Origin of the sequence: Citrobacter sp. JGM124, from assembly GCF_018257795.1 — a bacterium.
GTDB lineage: Bacteria > Pseudomonadota > Gammaproteobacteria > Enterobacterales > Enterobacteriaceae > JGM124.
In genome coordinates, this window is the sequence record NZ_JAERJD010000004.1 from 223,235 (window position 1) to 241,415 (window position 18,181).

At 49.6% G+C, this 18,181-nt stretch carries 16 protein-coding genes; 10 read left to right on the plus strand and 6 right to left on the minus strand.

Going from position 1 to position 18,181, the window contains the following annotated elements:
• The first annotated feature begins 4 nt into the window (after nucleotides 1-4).
• From JK154_RS07435 to JK154_RS07455, 5 genes are all read left to right on the plus strand, one after another.
• Nucleotides 5-796 (plus strand): molecular chaperone, encoded by a 792-nt coding sequence (locus JK154_RS07435; protein ID WP_211991880.1) that lies wholly within the window; start codon nucleotides 5-7, stop codon nucleotides 794-796.
• A gap of 126 nt (nucleotides 797-922) precedes the next feature.
• The gene (locus JK154_RS07440; protein WP_249215811.1) at nucleotides 923-3,469 is read left to right on the plus strand and encodes a fimbria/pilus outer membrane usher protein; all 2,547 of its coding nucleotides are present in this window, start codon (nucleotides 923-925) and stop codon (nucleotides 3,467-3,469) included.
• 85 nt (nucleotides 3,470-3,554) lie between these two features.
• On the plus strand, nucleotides 3,555-4,817 hold the full coding sequence (locus JK154_RS07445) for a hypothetical protein (protein WP_211991882.1): 1,263 nt from the start codon (nucleotides 3,555-3,557) through the stop codon (nucleotides 4,815-4,817).
• Between the two features lie 231 nt (nucleotides 4,818-5,048).
• A complete protein-coding gene (locus JK154_RS07450) occupies nucleotides 5,049-6,551 on the plus strand; it encodes an SPOR domain-containing protein (protein ID WP_211991883.1) in 1,503 nt (500 codons plus the stop codon).
• Nucleotides 6,552-6,941: 390 nt separating this feature from the next.
• Nucleotides 6,942-7,118: a DUF1127 domain-containing protein gene (locus JK154_RS07455; protein WP_249215813.1), complete on the plus strand. Its 177-nt coding sequence runs from the start codon at nucleotides 6,942-6,944 to the stop codon at nucleotides 7,116-7,118.
• Nucleotides 7,119-7,204: 86 nt separating this feature from the next.
• Here JK154_RS07455 and JK154_RS07460 read toward each other — a convergent pair whose 3' ends face one another.
• Both JK154_RS07460 and JK154_RS07465 read right to left on the minus strand, forming a co-directional pair.
• The gene (locus JK154_RS07460) at nucleotides 7,205-7,765 is read right to left on the minus strand and encodes a DcrB family lipoprotein (protein ID WP_211991884.1); all 561 of its coding nucleotides are present in this window, start codon (nucleotides 7,763-7,765) and stop codon (nucleotides 7,205-7,207) included.
• Nucleotides 7,766-7,959: 194 nt separating this feature from the next.
• Nucleotides 7,960-8,625, minus strand: a complete 666-nt coding sequence (locus JK154_RS07465; protein ID WP_211991885.1) for a 7-cyano-7-deazaguanine/7-aminomethyl-7-deazaguanine transporter — start codon at nucleotides 8,623-8,625, stop codon at nucleotides 7,960-7,962.
• A 203-nt stretch (nucleotides 8,626-8,828) separates the two neighbouring features.
• Here JK154_RS07465 and tusA point away from each other — a divergent pair, with 203 nt between their 5' ends.
• Nucleotides 8,829-9,077: a sulfurtransferase TusA gene (gene tusA, locus JK154_RS07470; RefSeq protein WP_211991886.1), complete on the plus strand. Its 249-nt coding sequence runs from the start codon at nucleotides 8,829-8,831 to the stop codon at nucleotides 9,075-9,077.
• A 43-nt stretch (nucleotides 9,078-9,120) separates the two neighbouring features.
• On the opposite strand, the gene zntA is transcribed toward tusA, so the two are convergent.
• The 4 genes from zntA to rsmD all read right to left on the minus strand — a co-directional run bounded on the left by zntA (nucleotide 9,121) and on the right by rsmD (nucleotide 13,148).
• On the minus strand, nucleotides 9,121-11,334 hold the full coding sequence (gene zntA / locus JK154_RS07475; protein ID WP_211991887.1) for a Zn(II)/Cd(II)/Pb(II) translocating P-type ATPase ZntA: 2,214 nt from the start codon (nucleotides 11,332-11,334) through the stop codon (nucleotides 9,121-9,123).
• Between the two features lie 115 nt (nucleotides 11,335-11,449).
• Nucleotides 11,450-12,076, minus strand: coding sequence for a lysoplasmalogenase (locus JK154_RS07480; RefSeq protein WP_211991888.1), 627 nt, complete (start codon nucleotides 12,074-12,076; stop codon nucleotides 11,450-11,452).
• Nucleotides 12,077-12,285: 209 nt separating this feature from the next.
• A complete protein-coding gene (locus tag JK154_RS07485; protein WP_211991991.1) occupies nucleotides 12,286-12,555 on the minus strand; it encodes a DUF1145 family protein in 270 nt (89 codons plus the stop codon).
• 5 nt (nucleotides 12,556-12,560) lie between these two features.
• Nucleotides 12,561-13,148 carry a 16S rRNA (guanine(966)-N(2))-methyltransferase gene (rsmD, locus tag JK154_RS07490; protein WP_211991889.1) on the minus strand — a complete coding sequence of 196 codons (588 nt, stop codon included), beginning with the start codon at nucleotides 13,146-13,148 and terminating at the stop codon, nucleotides 12,561-12,563.
• 182 nt (nucleotides 13,149-13,330) lie between these two features.
• On the opposite strand from rsmD, the gene ftsY reads away from it, so the two are divergent.
• The 4 genes from ftsY to rpoH all read left to right on the plus strand — a co-directional run bounded on the left by ftsY (nucleotide 13,331) and on the right by rpoH (nucleotide 18,022).
• Nucleotides 13,331-15,205 carry a signal recognition particle-docking protein FtsY gene (gene ftsY / locus JK154_RS07495; RefSeq protein ID WP_249215814.1) on the plus strand — a complete coding sequence of 625 codons (1,875 nt, stop codon included), beginning with the start codon at nucleotides 13,331-13,333 and terminating at the stop codon, nucleotides 15,203-15,205.
• A gap of 2 nt (nucleotides 15,206-15,207) precedes the next feature.
• A complete protein-coding gene (gene ftsE / locus JK154_RS07500) occupies nucleotides 15,208-15,870 on the plus strand; it encodes a cell division ATP-binding protein FtsE (RefSeq protein WP_211991890.1) in 663 nt (220 codons plus the stop codon).
• Nucleotides 15,867-16,922, plus strand: a complete 1,056-nt coding sequence (ftsX, locus tag JK154_RS07505; RefSeq protein WP_211991891.1) for a permease-like cell division protein FtsX — start codon at nucleotides 15,867-15,869, stop codon at nucleotides 16,920-16,922. The genes ftsE and ftsX overlap by 4 nt, the downstream gene beginning before the upstream one ends.
• Before the next feature lie 245 nt (nucleotides 16,923-17,167).
• On the plus strand, nucleotides 17,168-18,022 hold the full coding sequence (gene rpoH / locus JK154_RS07510) for an RNA polymerase sigma factor RpoH (RefSeq protein WP_211991892.1): 855 nt from the start codon (nucleotides 17,168-17,170) through the stop codon (nucleotides 18,020-18,022).
• Nucleotides 18,023-18,181 lie beyond the last annotated feature (159 nt).

Below are 18,181 nucleotides of genomic sequence, written 5' to 3' on the forward strand. Positions count from 1 at the left end.
AGTGATGAGTCGATTTCAACGGTGGTGTGGGATTTTTTTGTTTTCTCTGGCGGGAATGACTGACGTTTGGGCGAATACGCACTCTGAGCCAGAAGGTATCGTACTGGATAATACGCGAGTTATTTACCCCGGGAGTGCCAAAGCGGGGATCACTTTTTCGGTGACCAACCGTACCCCTTATGTCTATCTGCTGCAATCAAGGGTTCTGCCCTGGGGGAGTAGTGAGCCGGGTATGACCACCTCCGGGGATGAACGCCAGCCTGTAGCAGCGGCTGAAGCCGAGCGTTCGCCGTCGACACCTTTTATTGTGCTGCCGCCATTAGCGCGTTTTGCCCCTGAAGAGAAGATGACCCTGCGTATTCGGTTAATAAAAAATAGTCTGCCGACAGACCGGGAATCGATTTTCAGCTTGTCGCTCAAGGCAATACCCAGCCAGCACAAGCCCCTGTCAGAGGGGAGCGAGGGAAGCAGCCAAATGGTACTGGCCTTGCAAAATAACCTCAAATTGTTTTATCGGCCCGAAGGGCTTACCGAAATGAGTGCCGAACAGCGTTCGGCCGCGTTGCGATTTTCCCTTCAGGGTACGCAGCTAACGATGAACAACCCCACGCCGTATTACGTGACCTTAGGGAACGTAAGTGTCGACGGGGGGCAGCTTGAATTAGGGCAGCAACGGATGCTGGCCCCCTTCACAACAGCATCTTATCGCGTTGTAAAAGGGGCAACAACGGTGGGCTGGCGATTAATTAATGATCGTGGAGAGCAAACCCCTGAACTGACCCAGCCCCTGCGCTAATTGAAGACCTGCTTAATGAACCGAGACGGATGTATGCATAACATGCAACGCAAAAAATGCCGAAAATATACTGGAGTACCTTTATTTTTTCGCTTAAGCCTGATTAGCACAAGTGTCTTCCTGGGCATGCCTTATGCGTATGGGGAAGATTACTTTGACCCGAGCTTTTTGGCATTAAGCGGGGAAGCCAATCAGGTGGATCTGTCTGCCTTTACCCAGGAGGGTGGTGTCGCGGAAGGGGACTACACGGTTGCGGTGTTTGTCAATCAGCAAGATGTGGGGCAATTTAAGCTGCATTTTGTCAAGAATGCCAAACAGGTGGTGGCCCCGGAACTGACCCCAGCGCTGCTGGAGTCCTGGGGGGTGAATGTGCCGAATGTGCCAGAGCTCAAATCGTTGGCCGTCGATGCCCCAGTTACCGATTTAGCTGCCTATATACCACAGGCCACCAGCAAACTGGATTTGGCGCGTTTACGGCTGGATTTGAGTATCCCGCAAGTGGCCATGAGCCCCAATTACACACGCCATGCGAATCCTGAACTGTGGGAGGACGGTATCCCCGCACTGCTGTTTAACTACAGTGTCAGCGCGGGACAAAACCGTAATGACCAGGGTAACGGTGACTCGACGACGAGTGATAACCTGTTTGCTTCCGTGCGCGGCGGGGCCAACCTGGGACCATGGCGTTTGCGTAGCACCATGACCCACACCCGCTTTGAATACAGTGGTCGTGGGAGTGAGTCGAATCAAACGCAGCAGGATACCCGTTTTTCTAATACCTATTTATCGCGTGATATTAAAGGGTTGCGTTCCCATGTGCTGGCTGGTGAGGCAAGCACCGGGGGGGATATTTTTGACAGTGTATCCTTCAAAGGGGTGAAGCTGGCCTCAAATGAACAGATGCTGCCCAGCCAGTTACGGGGCTATGCCCCGGTGATTAGCGGCGTGGCGAATACCAATGCCCGTATCACGGTACGACAAAATGGCAATGTGGTGTATGAAACCTATGTCGCACCGGGCCCGTTTTATATTAATGATATTCAGCAGGCGGGGTTATCAGGGGACTACGATGTCACGGTAACGGAGGCTGATGGCACCGAGCGCCGGTTTATGGTGCCCTATTCCGCACTGCCAATGATGCTGCGCCCGGGGGGGTGGAAGTATGAGCTGACCGCGGGTCGCTACGACGGGGCACTGACGCAGGGCTCTCGCCAGTCGGACTTTGTGTTAGCCACCGGGGTTTACGGATTGCAGAACGGTATCACCTTGTTTGGTGGGGCATTAGTGGCAAAAGACTACCAGGCCTTGAGCGCCGGGACCGGGGTGTCATTAGGCGAGATCGGGGCGGTTTCAGTGGATGCCACCCGTTCCGTGGCGAAATTTAAAACTGGTGTTGATTCCTCCGAGCGTAAAACCGGGCAGTCGTACCGCTTACGTTACTCAAAGAGTTTGACGTCTACGGGAACATCAGTGGATTTAACAGCATTGCGTTATTCCACAGAAAATTACTATAACTTTAGTGAGTTTAACAGCCAGGGTTATACCCTGGAAGACGGGCTGAGCCCATGGACATTGCAGCGCCGTCGCAGCAGTTTCCAGACACAGCTCAGCCAGCAACTTGGCGGCTACGGCACACTGCGTTTTCGTGCGAATCGGGATGACTACTGGGGCAATAACAAAACCCTGACAGGGTTATCGCTGGGGTACAGCGGCAGTGTGAAAGGGGTCAGTTTTGGGGTGAATTACAACATTGACCGTATTAAAGACACCAACGGCAGCTGGCCGGAAAACCGCCAGGTCAGTGCCAGTGTCAGTATCCCATTCCGTATTTTTGGGCACTCTTCAAACTTGCAGTCAATATATGCCACCACGACGATGAGCCATGACAACCAGGGGCGCACGCAAAACCAGATGGGGCTCAGTGGCAGCGCGCTGGACAGCAGCCTCTCTTATGGTGTTTCCCAGAGCTGGGGTAACCAGGGGCAAACGGCAGTGAGCAACGCCAATATGGGGTATCAAGGGAGCAAGGGGAGCATCAGCACCGGGTATAGCTACAGCGATACCTCACGGTCAATCAATATGAACGCCAGTGGCGGGGTACTGGTGCACAGTGGCGGGGTAACCCTGGCACGGTCGCTGGGGGACTCGGTGGCACTGGTCAGCGCACCGGGTGCTTCGGGAACTCGCCTGATGAATGGTGATGCGGCCATTGACTGGCAGGGCTACGCCGTGGCCCCTTATTTATCGGATTATATGAAAAATAGCGTGGGGATCGATCCGACTACGCTGCCTGAAGGGGTGGATGTGACACACTCCAATGCCAATGTGTACCCGACCAAAGGGGCCGTGGTGAAGGTGGATATTGCCACCCGTGTCGGGTACCAGGTACTGATGACATTAAAACAGGCCAATCAGAACCCGGTGCCATTTGGCGCTATTGCGACCCTTAAAAGTCTGCTTGGTGGCGACGAAGTGAGTGGCATTGTCGGGGATATGGGTCAGGTGTACCTTGCTGGTTTACCGGAGAAAGGTGAGTTACTGGTGAAATGGGGGAACGGTGCCGATCGTCAGTGCACAGTGAAATTTGCGGCGTTATCCAACCTGGCAACCAGCCCGGATAATCCGATACGGCAGGTGACTTACCACTGTGGTGGTGAGAAAGCCGCTGACTGATGCAATGGTCGAACCTTTTTCCCTATCGTCCTGAGCCTGGAATATCAATCACGTCACTCAGCCTGCCTTTCATGGCGCCAATTTTTTGAGTGAAACAGATATGAGACAGATAAATAGCATGAATACAAATAATAACCGAGAGATGTCCTTCCTTGGTGCCCGCATGACAGCAGAATACAGGCCCATAAAACAGATGCTGTATTCTCTGAAACGGTGGATACATTGGGGTAGTTATTCGCAGCATAAGGCGATTCCGGCCCGTCGTAAACTCGCTTGTCTATCCACATTGCGCATTGCCAGTCTCCTTCTGGTGGTACTGTACAGCCCGGTATCATTGTCCCAGGCGGTCAGTGGCACCTACTTGGTCAATGGTGGCTCAGTTTGGACGGGGACTAACGTGCATGCTGTCCTTCCTAGTACTGGTAAATTTTATCTAAATAACGAAAATTCTTTTGGGTATATAGAGTATGTAAATCTATGGGGTAAGACATCAGATGGTGTATCTGGCTATTTAGTGGCCCCCGATATTGTAATCACTCTCAATGGTACCGTAGACGCGATTATGGAGTCGAGATCGGGTATTCATCGGACAGCCTCTTTCTCTCTAATTAGGGGCCAGGACCCTGTCGCTACCGGTGGTGTGGCTAAAATGTCGATAAACAATGGAGGCTATAGATGGGGCCACATGGGCTTTGGTGTAACTCAGGAGGGCATGGATGATTATAACTCGGGTACTGATACTATAAATATCCAGCCAGGTCTTTGGATTGGCCCACAGGCGGAGCCTGGGACGTACTCCATTGATCCTGTGCTTTTTGCAGATATTAGATTCAGTCAGAGCAGGTTCAATATCCTCGATAGTTCGACAATAAAAATAGTGCAGCCGATGGAGTGCGTTATTGCAGCCCCCCCTACCGTTGATTTTGGGATTATTCATGGTTTGGGCATTAAGGAAAACGCATTTATAGCACAGAAAACAGGCGATTTAACGATAAATTGCACTAGTAGCTCTCAAAGTGCGACAGCAAATGCAAAAGTCCAAGTATTAGGAGATGCATTGTCTGCACATAAATATATTTTAATACTGAAAAATGATAATGGAGAACTGGCACCTGGTGAGATTCGAGGATGGTTAAACCAGCCCCCTACAAATACGTGTAGTGGCGGAGCAGGTGCGACTGATGGTCTTGTTTTCGGGGACAGCAGTAAGTGGTACGATACAGAGAAACTTAAAGTAGGAGCTAATAAAATTCCTTATGTTTTTAATTTATGTGGAAGCGGAAATAATAAAGTGAATAACCTTGGCCCTGCAAGCGCGACTGCCACGATCAATATATCTTGGGATTGAATCGATTGATAATTATCTTTGAGTATGGTGCGAGTGTCACGAATGTATACATATAAAAAAATACTACGACTAATACCATCAGTAATTATTTTTATATCCTTGCCTCTTCAATCCGAAGTCGTAGAATTTAATCGTATTGTTAATGATTGTTTCATTAATGAGGATGCGGAAGCTGCTTGTTGGCAGAGGATGTCATCTGAAGTAGTCCCTACAAATCTATATGATTTTGGTGTGCACTATGCGAATGGAGATGGCGTCAAACAAGATTTATCCAAGGGTCGTTATTGGATACATAAGGCTGCGTTAACTGGCTACCCTTTTGCACAATATAATTTGGGGGTAATGTTTCTTGACGGTATTGGCGGCTCTAAAAGTACATCCTGTGCGGAGTATTGGTTAAATAAAGCTGCAGTGGTGGGGGGGGAAACAGGATTCATGGCAAAACAATTGCTGGATTATGTGGCCGAGCATAACAAGCAGCTTGCCCCAAAAATCATCCGCCCTGATAGCACCAGTTCGTGTCAGCAACTGCCGGATATTGTTTTTCCTGCCCTTCCCGGGGTAAGTACAGCGCCGTTGCCGGGGAATAGTGCCCCCATAAAAAACAATCCACCGACGGTAAACGATACCTTACAGGGGGCTTTATCGTCCAATGGCGGGGCGGAAGAGGCTAAGACGGAAGCATCCGAACCGGAGCAGGCTAAGACAGCAGCACCTGAGCCCGCACAGACTGTGGCAGAAGCGTCCGAACCGAAGCAGGCTAAGACAGCGGTACCTGAGACAGCACAGGCAGTGGCAGAAGCGTCCGAACCGGAGCAGGCGAAGACAGCAGTACCTGAGCCCGCAGAGGCAGTGGTCGAAGAGTCGGAGACAGCGCAGGCGAAGGAAGAATCCCAATTTGATCTTGAACCAGCCACATCGTACCGTAAAACCGTGGGCCGTTATCTTATCCAACTGGGGGCTAAGATATCAGGTCAAGAAGAGGAGCATTCTTTAACGTTATCTCCTCCGGTGAAAACAGAGAGGGAGATAGCGTCACGAGAAGAATCCGAGCAGGCTGTGGAGCCAATGACGGTGCCTGAGGGACATCAGGATGATAATTTATTGAGTAAAGAGTTCCTGAAGGGATCTGAAAACAATCAGAAAGTGGATGATCTACCACTGGTTATTCAAATTTTTGAGCTGCCACTGATGCACCAGTCAGAGCCAAATACTATGGAACCACCGGGCACAGGACCTGTTGATGAAGAAGAAGCCCTTGTGTTATCGGAAAGTCGAAAGGGGCTCTCTGATGCGAGGGCTGTCAATGGGGCCGCTATTACTGAGGGAAAATCAGTATCGTCGAGCTCAGATGCAGAAAATAAAAGTGAATCTACTACGGTTATTCCGCCGGTGACGGAAGCACCACAAGCCCTTAAAACTGCGCCTGTGCCGACAGCCCATGCCCCCTTGAACTTAGGGGGGGATATTCGCCATGCATCAAAGAAACATTATACATTACAATTGGGTAGCGCAAGTCAGTCTGAGCCATTATTGGCGATGGCCAGAAAACAAAAATTATCTAATTACCTAGTGTATGAAACACAACGGCATGGTCAGCGTTGGTTTGTTTTAGTGCATGGTGAATATGCGACCATGTCACAAGCAAAACGAGCATTACAGCAGTTGCCAGCCTCTTTCAAAAAGGATAGTCCCTGGGCTCGTAGTATTGGACATGTGCAAACAGAGTTGTAGTGGGTATTCTCGTATCTATACATTCAGGTCTGTAATTTTAGTGCCTTGTTTTTTTATTGAAAAATTCTTTTCTTTTTTGAGCCATATGTGTGGGAGGTATTTCACTCCCACACATGACTCATGCCGATTCTCTTGCACGAATTTGCTCACCACAGGAATGAGTCAGCGCATTCTTTAGCCGTTTTCTATCGTTCAATGGAAACGGTCATTCCAGATCTCCTTCTGTAGCTCGATTTGAACCAGACAAAACAAAAAAACAGTACAGATAGCGGAAAAAAATGCTATTCAGGCATCGTTTTACTCGATTTTTATCATGAAGGAGCGTTTTTTGTAATTTTTGGTTTTTGATCTGACTCAGCATCATGGGCTCAACACCATGATAAGGAGCAGATGATGGAATTTCACGAGAACCAGGCCCGTAAACCCTTTTCAGGTTTGGTGATGCTTTATCATTATTTTCGTCGCAAGGCCGTTAATCGTCAGACGGTACGCAGGCTGCGCGAGTTAAGCCCGGAGCAGCTAAGGGATATTGGGCTCAGTAAACACGATATATCACACTGGGAGTAAAGCAGACTTCGGGACGAAGGGGCTTCTGGTAAAAACCAGGTGTAACAAGCCTGCGACACAGGGCCGCAGGCTTAAAACAGCAATGACTATGGATTGATGGTCAGCGTGCTGATAATACGTTCTGCACTGGCCTGGGATTCAGCTTGGTTATCAGCAGGTAAAGATACCTGCATAGTTAAGAGCTGGTTACCGATTTTGCTTAATACAATAGAGGAATATGTGGTCTGACCCTGGGCTGAAATAATGGTGTCCAGTTGCTGTATGGGGTGACCTTTAATCTCAATCGACTTGTTTGAGACAACCTGTAGTTGTGGATCTCGGGCGCGTTGTTGTTGTTCCAGCCGATCGGCTAAGGCTGTCAGAGTATCGGTGCTGTCTTCACTGATAATGACGATCACTGCTTTCTGGCCCGATGCATCAGAATACACATGCATATTGTTCGACTGAGTGCCGACCTTACCACTTTGGTCGCTAATATCTGTCGGGAGAGAGAAGCTGACTTTTCCATCCAGTAACGTGACGGTTTGCGCGGCCTGGGCTGTTGCAGCAGAGGAATCAACAGTGTTTGTGTCACTGTCTTTATTATCACAAGCAGCAAGCCCCATAACTAACAGGCTGACTCCGACATATTTCACCAGTTTATGCATTGTACTCTTCCTTTTCGTTAGTAAGCCTGCAGGCTAATGCAGATACTTTATCACAAGATATCCCCTTCATTCTTTAGGCGGCAGATGCATTAACTGCTTTCCTGCCCCAAGGAACAGACTTTTGCCTGCCCTCGGGGGATTTATCCCGCGTACTTTCTGAGAGTCAACGGAACCATTAGGGTGCTCTGTGTCATTTACCCAAGCTGCAAGACAGAAGTTTCAGACTTATCTGTAAAGCGTTTTAATAGGTAATTCAGGAAAACGCCATAGGCAGGTAAGAAGAAAATCAGACTGATGAGGATCTTGAAACCATAATCAACCAGTGCAATTTCAACCCAATGCTGTGCCATAAAGGGGTCGGTGCTGCGCCAGAATGCAATAAAGAAGAAGGCCAGGGTATCGCTGATATTACCGAATATCATTGCGACCGAAGGGGCAAGCCACCAGTAGTGACTTTTCCTTAAACGGTTGAAGACCTGAATATCAAGAATTTGTCCCAGTGCATAAGCCATGAAACTGGCAATGGCGATGCGAGCAACAAACAGATTGAACTGACCCAAGGCTTCAAACCCCTGCCAGCTCCCCATATAAAACAGTGACGAAATACCATAAGAGACAGCCAGTGCCGGGATCATCACTAAGAAGATGATTCGTCGGGCGAGGGGAGCACCAAAAATGCGGACTGTCAGGTCAGTCGCCAGGAAAATAAACGGGAAACTGAATGCGCCCCAAGTGGTATGGAGCCCGAATACAGAGATCGGAAGCTGAACCAGATAGTTACTGGAAGTAATAACTAACAAATGGAACAGAGATAGCCATAGCAACGCAGTGGTGCGCTGGCGTGAGTTTAACTGCAGCATATTGTAACCTTTTTAGTGGTGGGGTGAGGGAACCCAAAAATCAGAATCAGCCAGAACAAATTCTGCTGATTTATGGTAAAGCCGGAGGATGATACTGCTTTCGATAACCATTGCAATGGTTAATTTTAGCGCAATCGTTCACGTCACTTGCGCTAAATTCCTTCTGGCGTAAACTAGCGCAGTTTTTTTCGAGAGGTGGCGTGATGACTGACTTATTTGCGACTTTTGACCACAGTCTGGATACCACGGGGTTACGTTGCCCTGAACCGGTGATGATGGTGCGTAAAACAGTACGCAAGATGGCAGTAGGTGAAACCCTGCTCGTCATAGCAGATGACCCGGCAACAACCCGCGACATTCCTGGTTTCTGCCGTTTTATGGAACATGAGCTGGTCATTTCAGAGGCCGCCAGTAAACCTTACCGTTACTTACTGCGTAAGTGCCACGCATAGTGGTGTGGCCCGGAATAGGGTGGCCTCGGCCACCCGGTTGCGGTTATTTCTGACGTAGTAACCGTAACGCATTCGCAGTGACGAGGGCTGTTGCCCCAGAATCGGCCAGTACTGCTATCCATAAACCGGTGAATCCAAGCAAGGTGGTCACCAGGAATAGCAATTTTAACCCCAGCGCAATAGAGATATTCTGGCGAATCGTCATGTGTGTTGCCCGGGCGATGGTTATCATTCGCGATAACTCCGTCAGGCGGTTATGGGTGATAGCCGCATCGGCTGCTTCCAGGGCGACATCCGTCCCGCTACCCATTGAAATTCCCATAGTGGCGGCTTTCATTGCCGGGGCATCATTGATGCCATCACCGACCATCGCCAGTGGGGATGACTTTCCTAATTCATTAACGAGATTCACCTTATCAGCAGGCAATAAGCTGGCGTGATAATCAATACCCAGTTCTGATGCAATGGCGGCCGCCGCACGGGGATTGTCCCCGGTTAACATAATACCCTTAATCCCCAATTCAGTGAGTTTATTCACGGCAACACGGGCATCACTGCGCAGGGCATCACGCATGGCGATGGTACCCAACAAGGCGTTCTGGCGTAGAACGACAATCACAGTCTGCCCTTCATCTTCTTGTTGAGCAATACGCTGTTGCCAGACGGGATCAAGTTGCCCAGCAGACAGCCTGGTGGGGGAACTCAGCCTGATCATGTCATTCCCAATCATTGCTTCAATACCGATGCCAGAAAGGACACGATGTTGCCCAACCACAGGCAGAGTCAGGCCTCTTTGCTGTGCCGCATAAGTAATCGCCATGGCTAAAGGATGGGTGGAGCCTTGCTCAACGGCGGCGGCTAACATCAGTAATTGATTTTCTTCCTCCCCTTCAAGTGTGGTGATCGTGGTCACCTGAGGTTTACCGATAGTGAGTGTCCCGGTTTTATCAAAAGCGACTTGTTCTATTTGGCTCAGTCGTTCCAGTGCAGCTCCGCCTTTAATCAGTGCGCCATAACGAGCGGCGACAGCCAGGCCCGAAGTGATCGCTGCAGGTGTTGAGATAACCAGGGCACAGGGACAGCCAATCAGCAACAGTGTCAGGCCCTTATAGATCCATGGCTCCCAAAGCTGGCCAAAAAACAAGGGCGGAATTATCACAGTCAGTAGCGCCAGCGCCATAATTAATGGGGTATAAACCCGACTAAATCGATCGATAAAACGCTCGATAGGTGCACGACGTTCCTCAGCCTCTTCAATCAACCGTAGTATACGGTCAATAGTACTGTCCCCTGGTTCGGAGACCACTTCTATCTGAACCAGGCGGTCAATACTGGTACAGCCCGCAGAGACATTTTCACCTTGCTGATGCTCGACAGGTATCGACTCACCGGTCAGGGTGCTTTCATCAAAACTGGCAAAATCATTTAACAGGCGACCATCGGCAGGTAAGCGTCCCCCGGCGGCTACTTCAATAATATCACCCGGGCGCAGTGCAGACTGGGCGACAATTTCACGTTGCCCATTCTGAATACGTGTAGCGGTATCTGGTTTTAAAGCCATTAATGCACTGACACCACGGCGAGCCCGGCTGGCTGCATAGGCCTCCAGACGTTCACCAATGAGAAAGAGTACCAGCACCATGGCAGCTTCAGCGGTAGCGCCGATAAACAGGGCGCCTATCGCCGCAATGCTCATCAAGGTTTCAATGGCAAACCAGCTACCGCCACGGATAAGACGCAATGCCTGACGGGCGATAGGCCAGAGCCCGACCAGACTTGTGATGATAAAGGCAATATTCCCGAAGGGATGACTGGCCTGTTCCAGCCCCCAGCTCGCCATCATCAGTACTATCAGAACAATGATTTGTCTGTTTTCCTGCCAGAACGAGTCAGGTGCTGCTTTGGGAGTGGTGCTATCGCTAAGTTTATAACCCACAGACGTGACCGCTTGTTCTACTTCATTGCGAATATCTCTGGAGGATTTTACAAGCAATTTTTCAGTGGCAAATAGCACCTGAACATGCTGGACATCAGGAATATTTTTAACAGAATTTTCAACTTTACGTGCACAGGCAGCACAATCCATGCCTTCTACATGCCAGCTATAACTGTCACCACTCTCTGCTGATGGCTGGAGAGGTGGGGTCTCACAGGTAACACCCTCAGCACAGCACGCATGCTCCCTGGCGGGCATTGGGCTGAATTTACTACGCGGAAACTGGGGCGTTTTATGATTGTCTTGAGATGTATCGTGCATAGCACTCTCCGGGTAATAATGACTCTCTTATGGTCCATCCTAATCTCTGGAGCTTACTCCAGAGTCAAGGATTATTTTATAGTCAGAAAGTCATTGCTAACCGGGTGAGTGTAAGTCAGATATAGAGTGAACGGACAATTAAGAAATGCCCGCCAAAATAGCAGGCGGCGACAATGGCACTGTCCGCCGGGAACCGATGGCGATACTTGCTAATAAGCCAGACCAGGTTCCCCAACAACAGTAGTCCTGCTCCCAAAAACTCAGAAAAACTGGCATCACTGTGGCGTGAAAAATAGTTGCTCCCTGCCAGCCAAACCATGAGTAGAGTGATCCCCACTAATGCCAGCACGGGCATGCGTAGCTCCGCCAGTGGTGCCCAAATGATGGAAATGGCGACAACGCCGATGATGATCAACACCAGCGGAAGCTGCCAGTCATAGTCAATATTGGTGTGACTGATGAAGTAAAGGCTATACAACAAATGGGAGAGGAAATAAGCCCCATAGGCGTAAAGCAGGCGCTGGCGGGGTAACAGAGTTAAGGTATCTGCGAGTAAACTGGCCAGTAAACCGGCAATAATTAGATAGCCGGTTACTTCAGATAAAGGGGCTTGCAGAGCGAGTAACAGCAGTAGCAGGACGGTGACGGGCTTAAACACCCATCGTTGCCAGACTGGCCCACGGTAAGACGAATCGACGTATAACCAACCGGAAAAAAAGACCGCAATAAATGACCAAAGCATGGCATCTCCTTATTGTCGTTACATTTTGCTCTTTACCAATACGCTCCGAAAACCCTGCTTAAGGCTGGTGAATATCAGAAAAGAGCCTATTCAGGCAGTGGGCAAGGAGGAATACAATATCGTTTTCTCCTGTGGTGAATAGCCGAAAATCAGTAATTTTATGTTTCCGGTGTGTGGGCCGTTTCGTCCCTATAGCGGTTCCCCGGGGATTATTTCCCCTGACGCAGCTTTTTCTGCCAGACCAGCAGCTCGAAGACCCCAAAAATAAATATTTTTGCCTGAGTTACGCGGCTTAGTGGGGCTCCTTCTTTCGGCTGGGTCGCTTTCAGTAACCCCAGTTGTAGGCCATGCATGATAACCATGAAGATAAGTGCCACGTTGACAAATATATTGAGCGGGCGTGGAAAAGGCTGAACTAAATTCAGTATCAAAAATGCCCAGATACACAACATCAACAGACGGCCGAGATTAATCAAAATTGACACTATGCAGCTCCTTGAACTTCACGAATAAACAGGCGGTAGGCAACTTGCCCGGCAACTTTTTCCCGGTGTAAGGCCCAGGTTGTTGGGTAGATGGGCATGCCGTTTTCTACTTCACTCTCGACATAAATCAGAGCATTGTCGGTAAGCCAGCCATTTTTTTCCAGTAAACTGAGCGTGCTGTCCAGTAACCCTTTACGAAAGGGGGGGTCAACAAACACAATATGGTGAGGGGTACCGGGTTGTGCCAACACATTCAAGGTATTAGCATTCACCACCTGACCCTGATTCGCATTGAGTGTCGCGAGATTTTTCTGGAGCTGACGGGCGACGTCTCTGTCCATCTCAATTAATGTTGCGGCCGCTGCATAGCGCGATAAGGCTTCCAGGCCTAATGCACCACTGCCAGCGAAGCAGTCGAGGCAATGAGCGTCGACAATAGAAGGCGCGAGCCAGTTGAACAGTGTCTCTCTGACCCTGTCCGTCGTGGGGCGTAATCCCGGTCGGTCGGGAACCGGAAGTTTTCGGCCGCGCCATTGCCCGCCGATAATGCGGATTTGGCCTGAACTGGCGGATTGCGTTTTTTTCATGGTACTCACTGCAAGTAGGATCTCTGCTATCTATTCTAGCGGGGTAGGCCCAGCCAGGAAACCTTATTCCTGCGGCGTGATGCCGGAGCGGGAAAGTGATAGACTGATGCACCATTTTTTAACGCCCGGGCGACCAGAATCGGGCTCGTGCCATAAATAAACCGCGAGGAGTGTAGTCGCACATGGCGAAAGAGAAAAAACGTGGCTTTTTTTCCTGGCTCGGCTTTGGTCAGAAAGAGCAACAAGAAGAATCAAAAGCTGAAGCCCAGGACGTTGTATCACCAGCGGAGCCGGAGACTGAAACGGGCGAGGTAGCCCAACAGACGGTCGCTGCGCCGGTTGAGCACACCGAACCAGCCAGTACTGAACAAGTGGCGGACTCTTCCCCCTTACAGCCTGAAACAACGCAGGTATTGCCAGAGGAAGATGATGCGGATAGCCGCATTGCTGTCTCCCCGGAGGCTGACCGCGAAGATCTCTATCAGGCCCATCAAGAACGAATAGTCAATGAAGAAGTGGCGGCGATAGAATCTATTATTTCGCAGGCTGACGCCAAAAAAGACCAGGAAACACCGCTGGCTGTCGAAGCGACAGCCGCTGATGTCCTTGCGGCGGCTGCTCAGGAACAGATTGTAAAGGAAGAAGTGGCGGCGATTGAGTCACTGCTTCCTCATGCACCTGTTGAGGCAGAAAAGAGCACGACTGAACCCACCGCAGAAGCAGAGGCGAAGCAGGTTGATGCACCTTCAGTTCCTGAGAGTGTGGCTGAAAGCGCCAAAACAGCGCCGACCGTTAACGCGGAACCTGCCATTACTCCATTACCTGTTGAGGTTGAGGCCGACAAGAGCACGACTGAACCCACCGCAGAAGCAGAGGTGGAGCAGGTTGATGTACCTTCGGTCTCTGAGAGTGTGGCTGAAAGCGCCAAAACAGCGCCGACCGTTGCCGCGGAACCTGCCATTACCCCATTCGTGGCTGAAAACCAGCCTGAAGAACCCAAAACAGAGCAGTCAGTCGACGCCGATCATGAGCCAGCGCTTGTTCCTGTTGCTGATGATGTTCCGCTGGATACGCCTGAGCATGATGTTCCTGAAGAGCAGGTGACTCCCCCTATTGTTGAGCAGGAAAAACCAACTAAAGAGGGCTTTTTCGCCCGGCTGAAACGTAGCCTGGTGAAAACGAAACAGAATCTCGGTTCTGGTTTCATGGGGTTGTTTCGGGGCAAAAAGATTGACGATGATCTGTTTGAAGAGCTGGAAGAGCAGCTGCTTATTGCTGATGTGGGTGTTGAAACGACACAGAAAATCATCAGCAAGCTTACTGAAACGGCAAGTCGTAAACAGATGCATGACGCAGAAGCGCTGTATGCTCTGTTAAAAGAAGAGATGGGCGATATTCTGGCCAGGGTGGATTCTCCCCTTAATGTTGAAGGTAAAACCCCTTTTGTTATTCTGATGGTAGGTGTCAATGGTGTGGGTAAAACGACCACCATTGGTAAACTGGCTCGCCAGTTTGAGCTCGAAGGTAAGTCAGTGATGCTGGCAGCGGGAGACACTTTCCGTGCCGCGGCTGTTGAACAGCTTCAAGTCTGGGGCGCGCGCAATAATATACCGGTGATTGCGCAACATACTGGCGCTGACTCTGCTTCTGTTATCTTTGATGCGATTCAGGCGGCAAAAGCGCGTAATGTCGATGTGCTCATTGCAGATACCGCAGGACGCCTGCAGAACAAAGGGCACCTGATGGAGGAGCTGAAAAAGATCGTTCGGGTCATGAAAAAGCTGGACGAAGATGCCCCCCATGAGATTATGCTCACCCTGGATGCCAGTACCGGCCAGAATGCGATAAGCCAGGCTAAACTGTTTAACGAAGCGGTGGGGCTGACCGGGATCACGCTAACGAAACTGGATGGTACCGCCAAAGGTGGTGTTATCTTCTCTATCGCTGATCAGTTTGGGATACCTATCCGTTATATTGGAGTAGGTGAGCAGATTGCTGATTTAAGACCGTTTAATTCAGAAGATTTTATAGAGGCACTTTTTGCCCGAGAGGATTAATAATGGTTCGTTTTGAACACGTCAGTAAAGCCTATCTCGGCGGGAGACAAGCGTTGCAGGGGGTTACTTTCCACATGCAACCAGGCGAGATGGCGTTTCTGACCGGCCATTCCGGAGCAGGAAAGAGTACATTACTGAAGCTGATTTGTGGTATCGAACGGCCCAGCGATGGTCAAATCTTTTTCAGTGGTCACGATATCAGCCGGTTAAAAAGCCGCGAGGTGCCATTTCTTCGGCGTCAGATCGGTATGATCTTTCAGGATCACCACCTGTTGATGGATAGAACCGTCTACGATAACGTTGCTATCCCACTGATTATCGCCGGGGCCAGTGGTGAAGATATTCGTCGTCGTGTTTGTGCGGCGCTGGATAAAGTTGGCCTGCTGGATAAGGCAAAAAACTTGCCGATTCAGCTTTCTGGCGGTGAGCAGCAAAGGGTGGGGATCGCCCGTGCTGTCGTTAATAAACCCGCGTTGTTACTGGCCGATGAGCCAACAGGCAACCTGGATGATGCGCTTTCAGAGGGTATTTTACGCCTGTTTGAAGAGTTTAACCGTGTTGGCGTTACCGTCTTAATGGCGACCCACGATATGGGACTTATCTCCCGCCGATCTTACCGTTCACTGACGTTAAGTAATGGTCATTTGCATGGAGGTGGCGGGTGAATAAACGGGAAGTAGTCAATATGGTTAAGCGTTTTAGCCATAAAATTAACGATCTGAACCCGTCTCGTCGACAAGGGGATGGTGCCCGTGGTGGAAAAAAACGCGGTAAGCCATCAAAGTCGAAGAGTAAGTCGTTAAAAGGGGGCATGAATGAGCAGTTTCGTTATGCCTGGGAAGGGGCGCTACAAGATCTCAAGAGCAAGCCGTTAGCGACATTTTTGACAGTGATGGTGATTGCAATCTCTCTGACGTTACCCAGTGTTTGTTTCATTGTTTATAAGAATGTGAATCAGGCGGCATCCCAGTATTATCCTTCCCCGCAAATTACGGTCTATCTGGATAAAGCACTGGATGATGATGCGGCCCAGCGAGTTCTTGGTACACTGGAGTCTGAAGAAGGTGTCGATAAGGTTAACTATCTTTCCCGGGATGAGGCATTAGGCGAGTTTCGTAACTGGTCTGGTTTTGGCGGAGCACTGGATATGCTGGAGGAAAATCCTCTGCCTGCGGTGGCTATCGTGAATCCGAAAATAGATTTCCAAACCACGGAAAATCTGAATACCTTACGGGATCGTCTGGCACATGTTCAGGGTGTCGACGAAGTGCGTATGGATGACAGTTGGTTTGCGCGCCTGGCTGCTTTGACAGGGCTGGTGGGGCGGATTGCCGGCATGATTGGTATCTTGATGGTTGCTGCCGTGTTCCTGGTTATCGGTAACTCCGTCAGACTGAGTATTTTTGCACGTCGTGATACTATCAATGTGCAAAAATTGATCGGCGCTACCGACGGCTTTATCCTGCGACCTTTTTTATATGGCGGGGCTCTGCTGGGTTTCAGCGGTGCATTTTTGTCGCTGATTTTATCTGAAATACTGGTCATGCGACTTTCATCTGCTGTTACGCAAGTAGCTCAGGTGTTTGGTACCCAGTTTTCGCTCAGTGGGTTAGGGTTTGATGAGTGCCTGTTACTCTTGCTGGTATCGTCGATGATTGGTTGGCTAGCAGCCTGGCTGGCGACGGTTCAACATTTACGACGTTTTACACCAGAGTAACAATCCTTTGATATACTTATTCTCTGACGCTATGGGTTATTAACGTGGGCAGAGAGTGAGTATCTTTGGATATCCCTGTGCCAAATAGCATGTGTGAGTAACTTATCCACAAAATTATTTTGAACTTGTGGATAACGCGCTTGTCAGAGAGTAGTGAAGATAACTACCCGGTAGCCGGGACTGTTTTTTGTAGGGTTGTTTATTCTGATGACAGCCTGTAAGTAAGTCTCTAAGAGAGGGTTTGAATGACCAAAGAAATGCAAAATTTAGCTTTAGCCCCTGTTGGTAACCTGGAATCTTATATCCGGGCTGCGAACGCCTGGCCGATGTTAACGGCTGAGGAAGAACAGGAGCTGGCTGAAAAGCTGCATTACGAGGGTAGTCTGGAAGCAGCTAAGCGGCTGATCCTTTCGCATCTCCGCTTTGTTGTTCATATTGCTCGTAATTATTCTGGTTATGGTTTGCCGCAAGCAGACTTGATTCAGGAAGGGAATATTGGCCTGATGAAAGCGGTACGTCGCTTTAATCCTGAGGTGGGTGTTCGCCTGGTCTCTTTTGCAGTGCACTGGATCAAAGCTGAAATTCATGAATATGTGCTGCGCAACTGGCGCATCGTAAAAGTTGCGACCACCAAGGCACAGCGTAAATTGTTCTTTAATTTGCGTAAGAATAAGCAACGCTTAGGCTGGTTTAATCAGGAAGAAGTTGAACTGGTTGCCAGTGAGCTCGGGGTCACTAGCAAAGACGTGCGTGAGATGGAATCACGTATGGCGGCGCAGGATATGACGTTTGACATGTCCAATGATGATGACTCAGAGAGTCAGCCAATGGCTCCGGTGCTGTTCCTTCAGGATAAATCCTCAAACTTTGCCGACGGTATTGAGGATGATAACTGGGATTCTCATGCAGCGGATAAGCTCAGTGACGCCATGATGGGGCTGGACGAGCGTAGCCAGCAAATTATTCGTGCTCGCTGGCTTGATGAAGACAACAAAAGCACGCTACAAGAGCTTGCTGACCGTTATGGTGTGTCTGCCGAACGGGTTCGTCAGCTTGAAAAAAATGCGATGAAAAAACTTCGCGTGGCTATTGAAGCCTGATCCCTGTCTTCATTAGCAATATAAATATGGCCTGAGTTCGGCAGCTGCCGAATTCAGGTTTTTTTTGTCTGTTTCCAGTCACTCCTCCTGCCCATATCGTCTTCTTGCCACTATTTTCCTGTTAACAGGCGGTAAAACCGTTTTTTAACGCTTTTTTCC

What these genes read in the sequence shown, in the direction of transcription:
- JK154_RS07435 (WP_211991880.1), top strand. Translation starts at nt 5, where the DNA reads ATGAGTCGATTTCAACGGTGGTGTGGGATTTTTTTGTTTTCTCTGGCG.
- JK154_RS07440 (WP_249215811.1), top strand. Translation starts at nt 923, where the DNA reads ATGCCTTATGCGTATGGGGAAGATTACTTTGACCCGAGCTTTTTGGCA.
- JK154_RS07455 (WP_249215813.1), top strand. Translation starts at nt 6,942, where the DNA reads ATGATGGAATTTCACGAGAACCAGGCCCGTAAACCCTTTTCAGGTTTG.
- JK154_RS07460 (WP_211991884.1), bottom strand. Translation starts at nt 7,765, where the DNA reads ATGCATAAACTGGTGAAATATGTCGGAGTCAGCCTGTTAGTTATGGGG.
- JK154_RS07465 (WP_211991885.1), bottom strand. Translation starts at nt 8,625, where the DNA reads ATGCTGCAGTTAAACTCACGCCAGCGCACCACTGCGTTGCTATGGCTA.
- tusA (WP_211991886.1), top strand. Translation starts at nt 8,829, where the DNA reads ATGACTGACTTATTTGCGACTTTTGACCACAGTCTGGATACCACGGGG.
- zntA (WP_211991887.1), bottom strand. Translation starts at nt 11,334, where the DNA reads ATGCACGATACATCTCAAGACAATCATAAAACGCCCCAGTTTCCGCGT.
- JK154_RS07480 (WP_211991888.1), bottom strand. Translation starts at nt 12,076, where the DNA reads ATGCTTTGGTCATTTATTGCGGTCTTTTTTTCCGGTTGGTTATACGTC.
- rsmD (WP_211991889.1), bottom strand. Translation starts at nt 13,148, where the DNA reads ATGAAAAAAACGCAATCCGCCAGTTCAGGCCAAATCCGCATTATCGGC.
- ftsY (WP_249215814.1), top strand. Translation starts at nt 13,331, where the DNA reads ATGGCGAAAGAGAAAAAACGTGGCTTTTTTTCCTGGCTCGGCTTTGGT.
- ftsE (WP_211991890.1), top strand. Translation starts at nt 15,208, where the DNA reads ATGGTTCGTTTTGAACACGTCAGTAAAGCCTATCTCGGCGGGAGACAA.
- rpoH (WP_211991892.1), top strand. Translation starts at nt 17,168, where the DNA reads ATGACCAAAGAAATGCAAAATTTAGCTTTAGCCCCTGTTGGTAACCTG.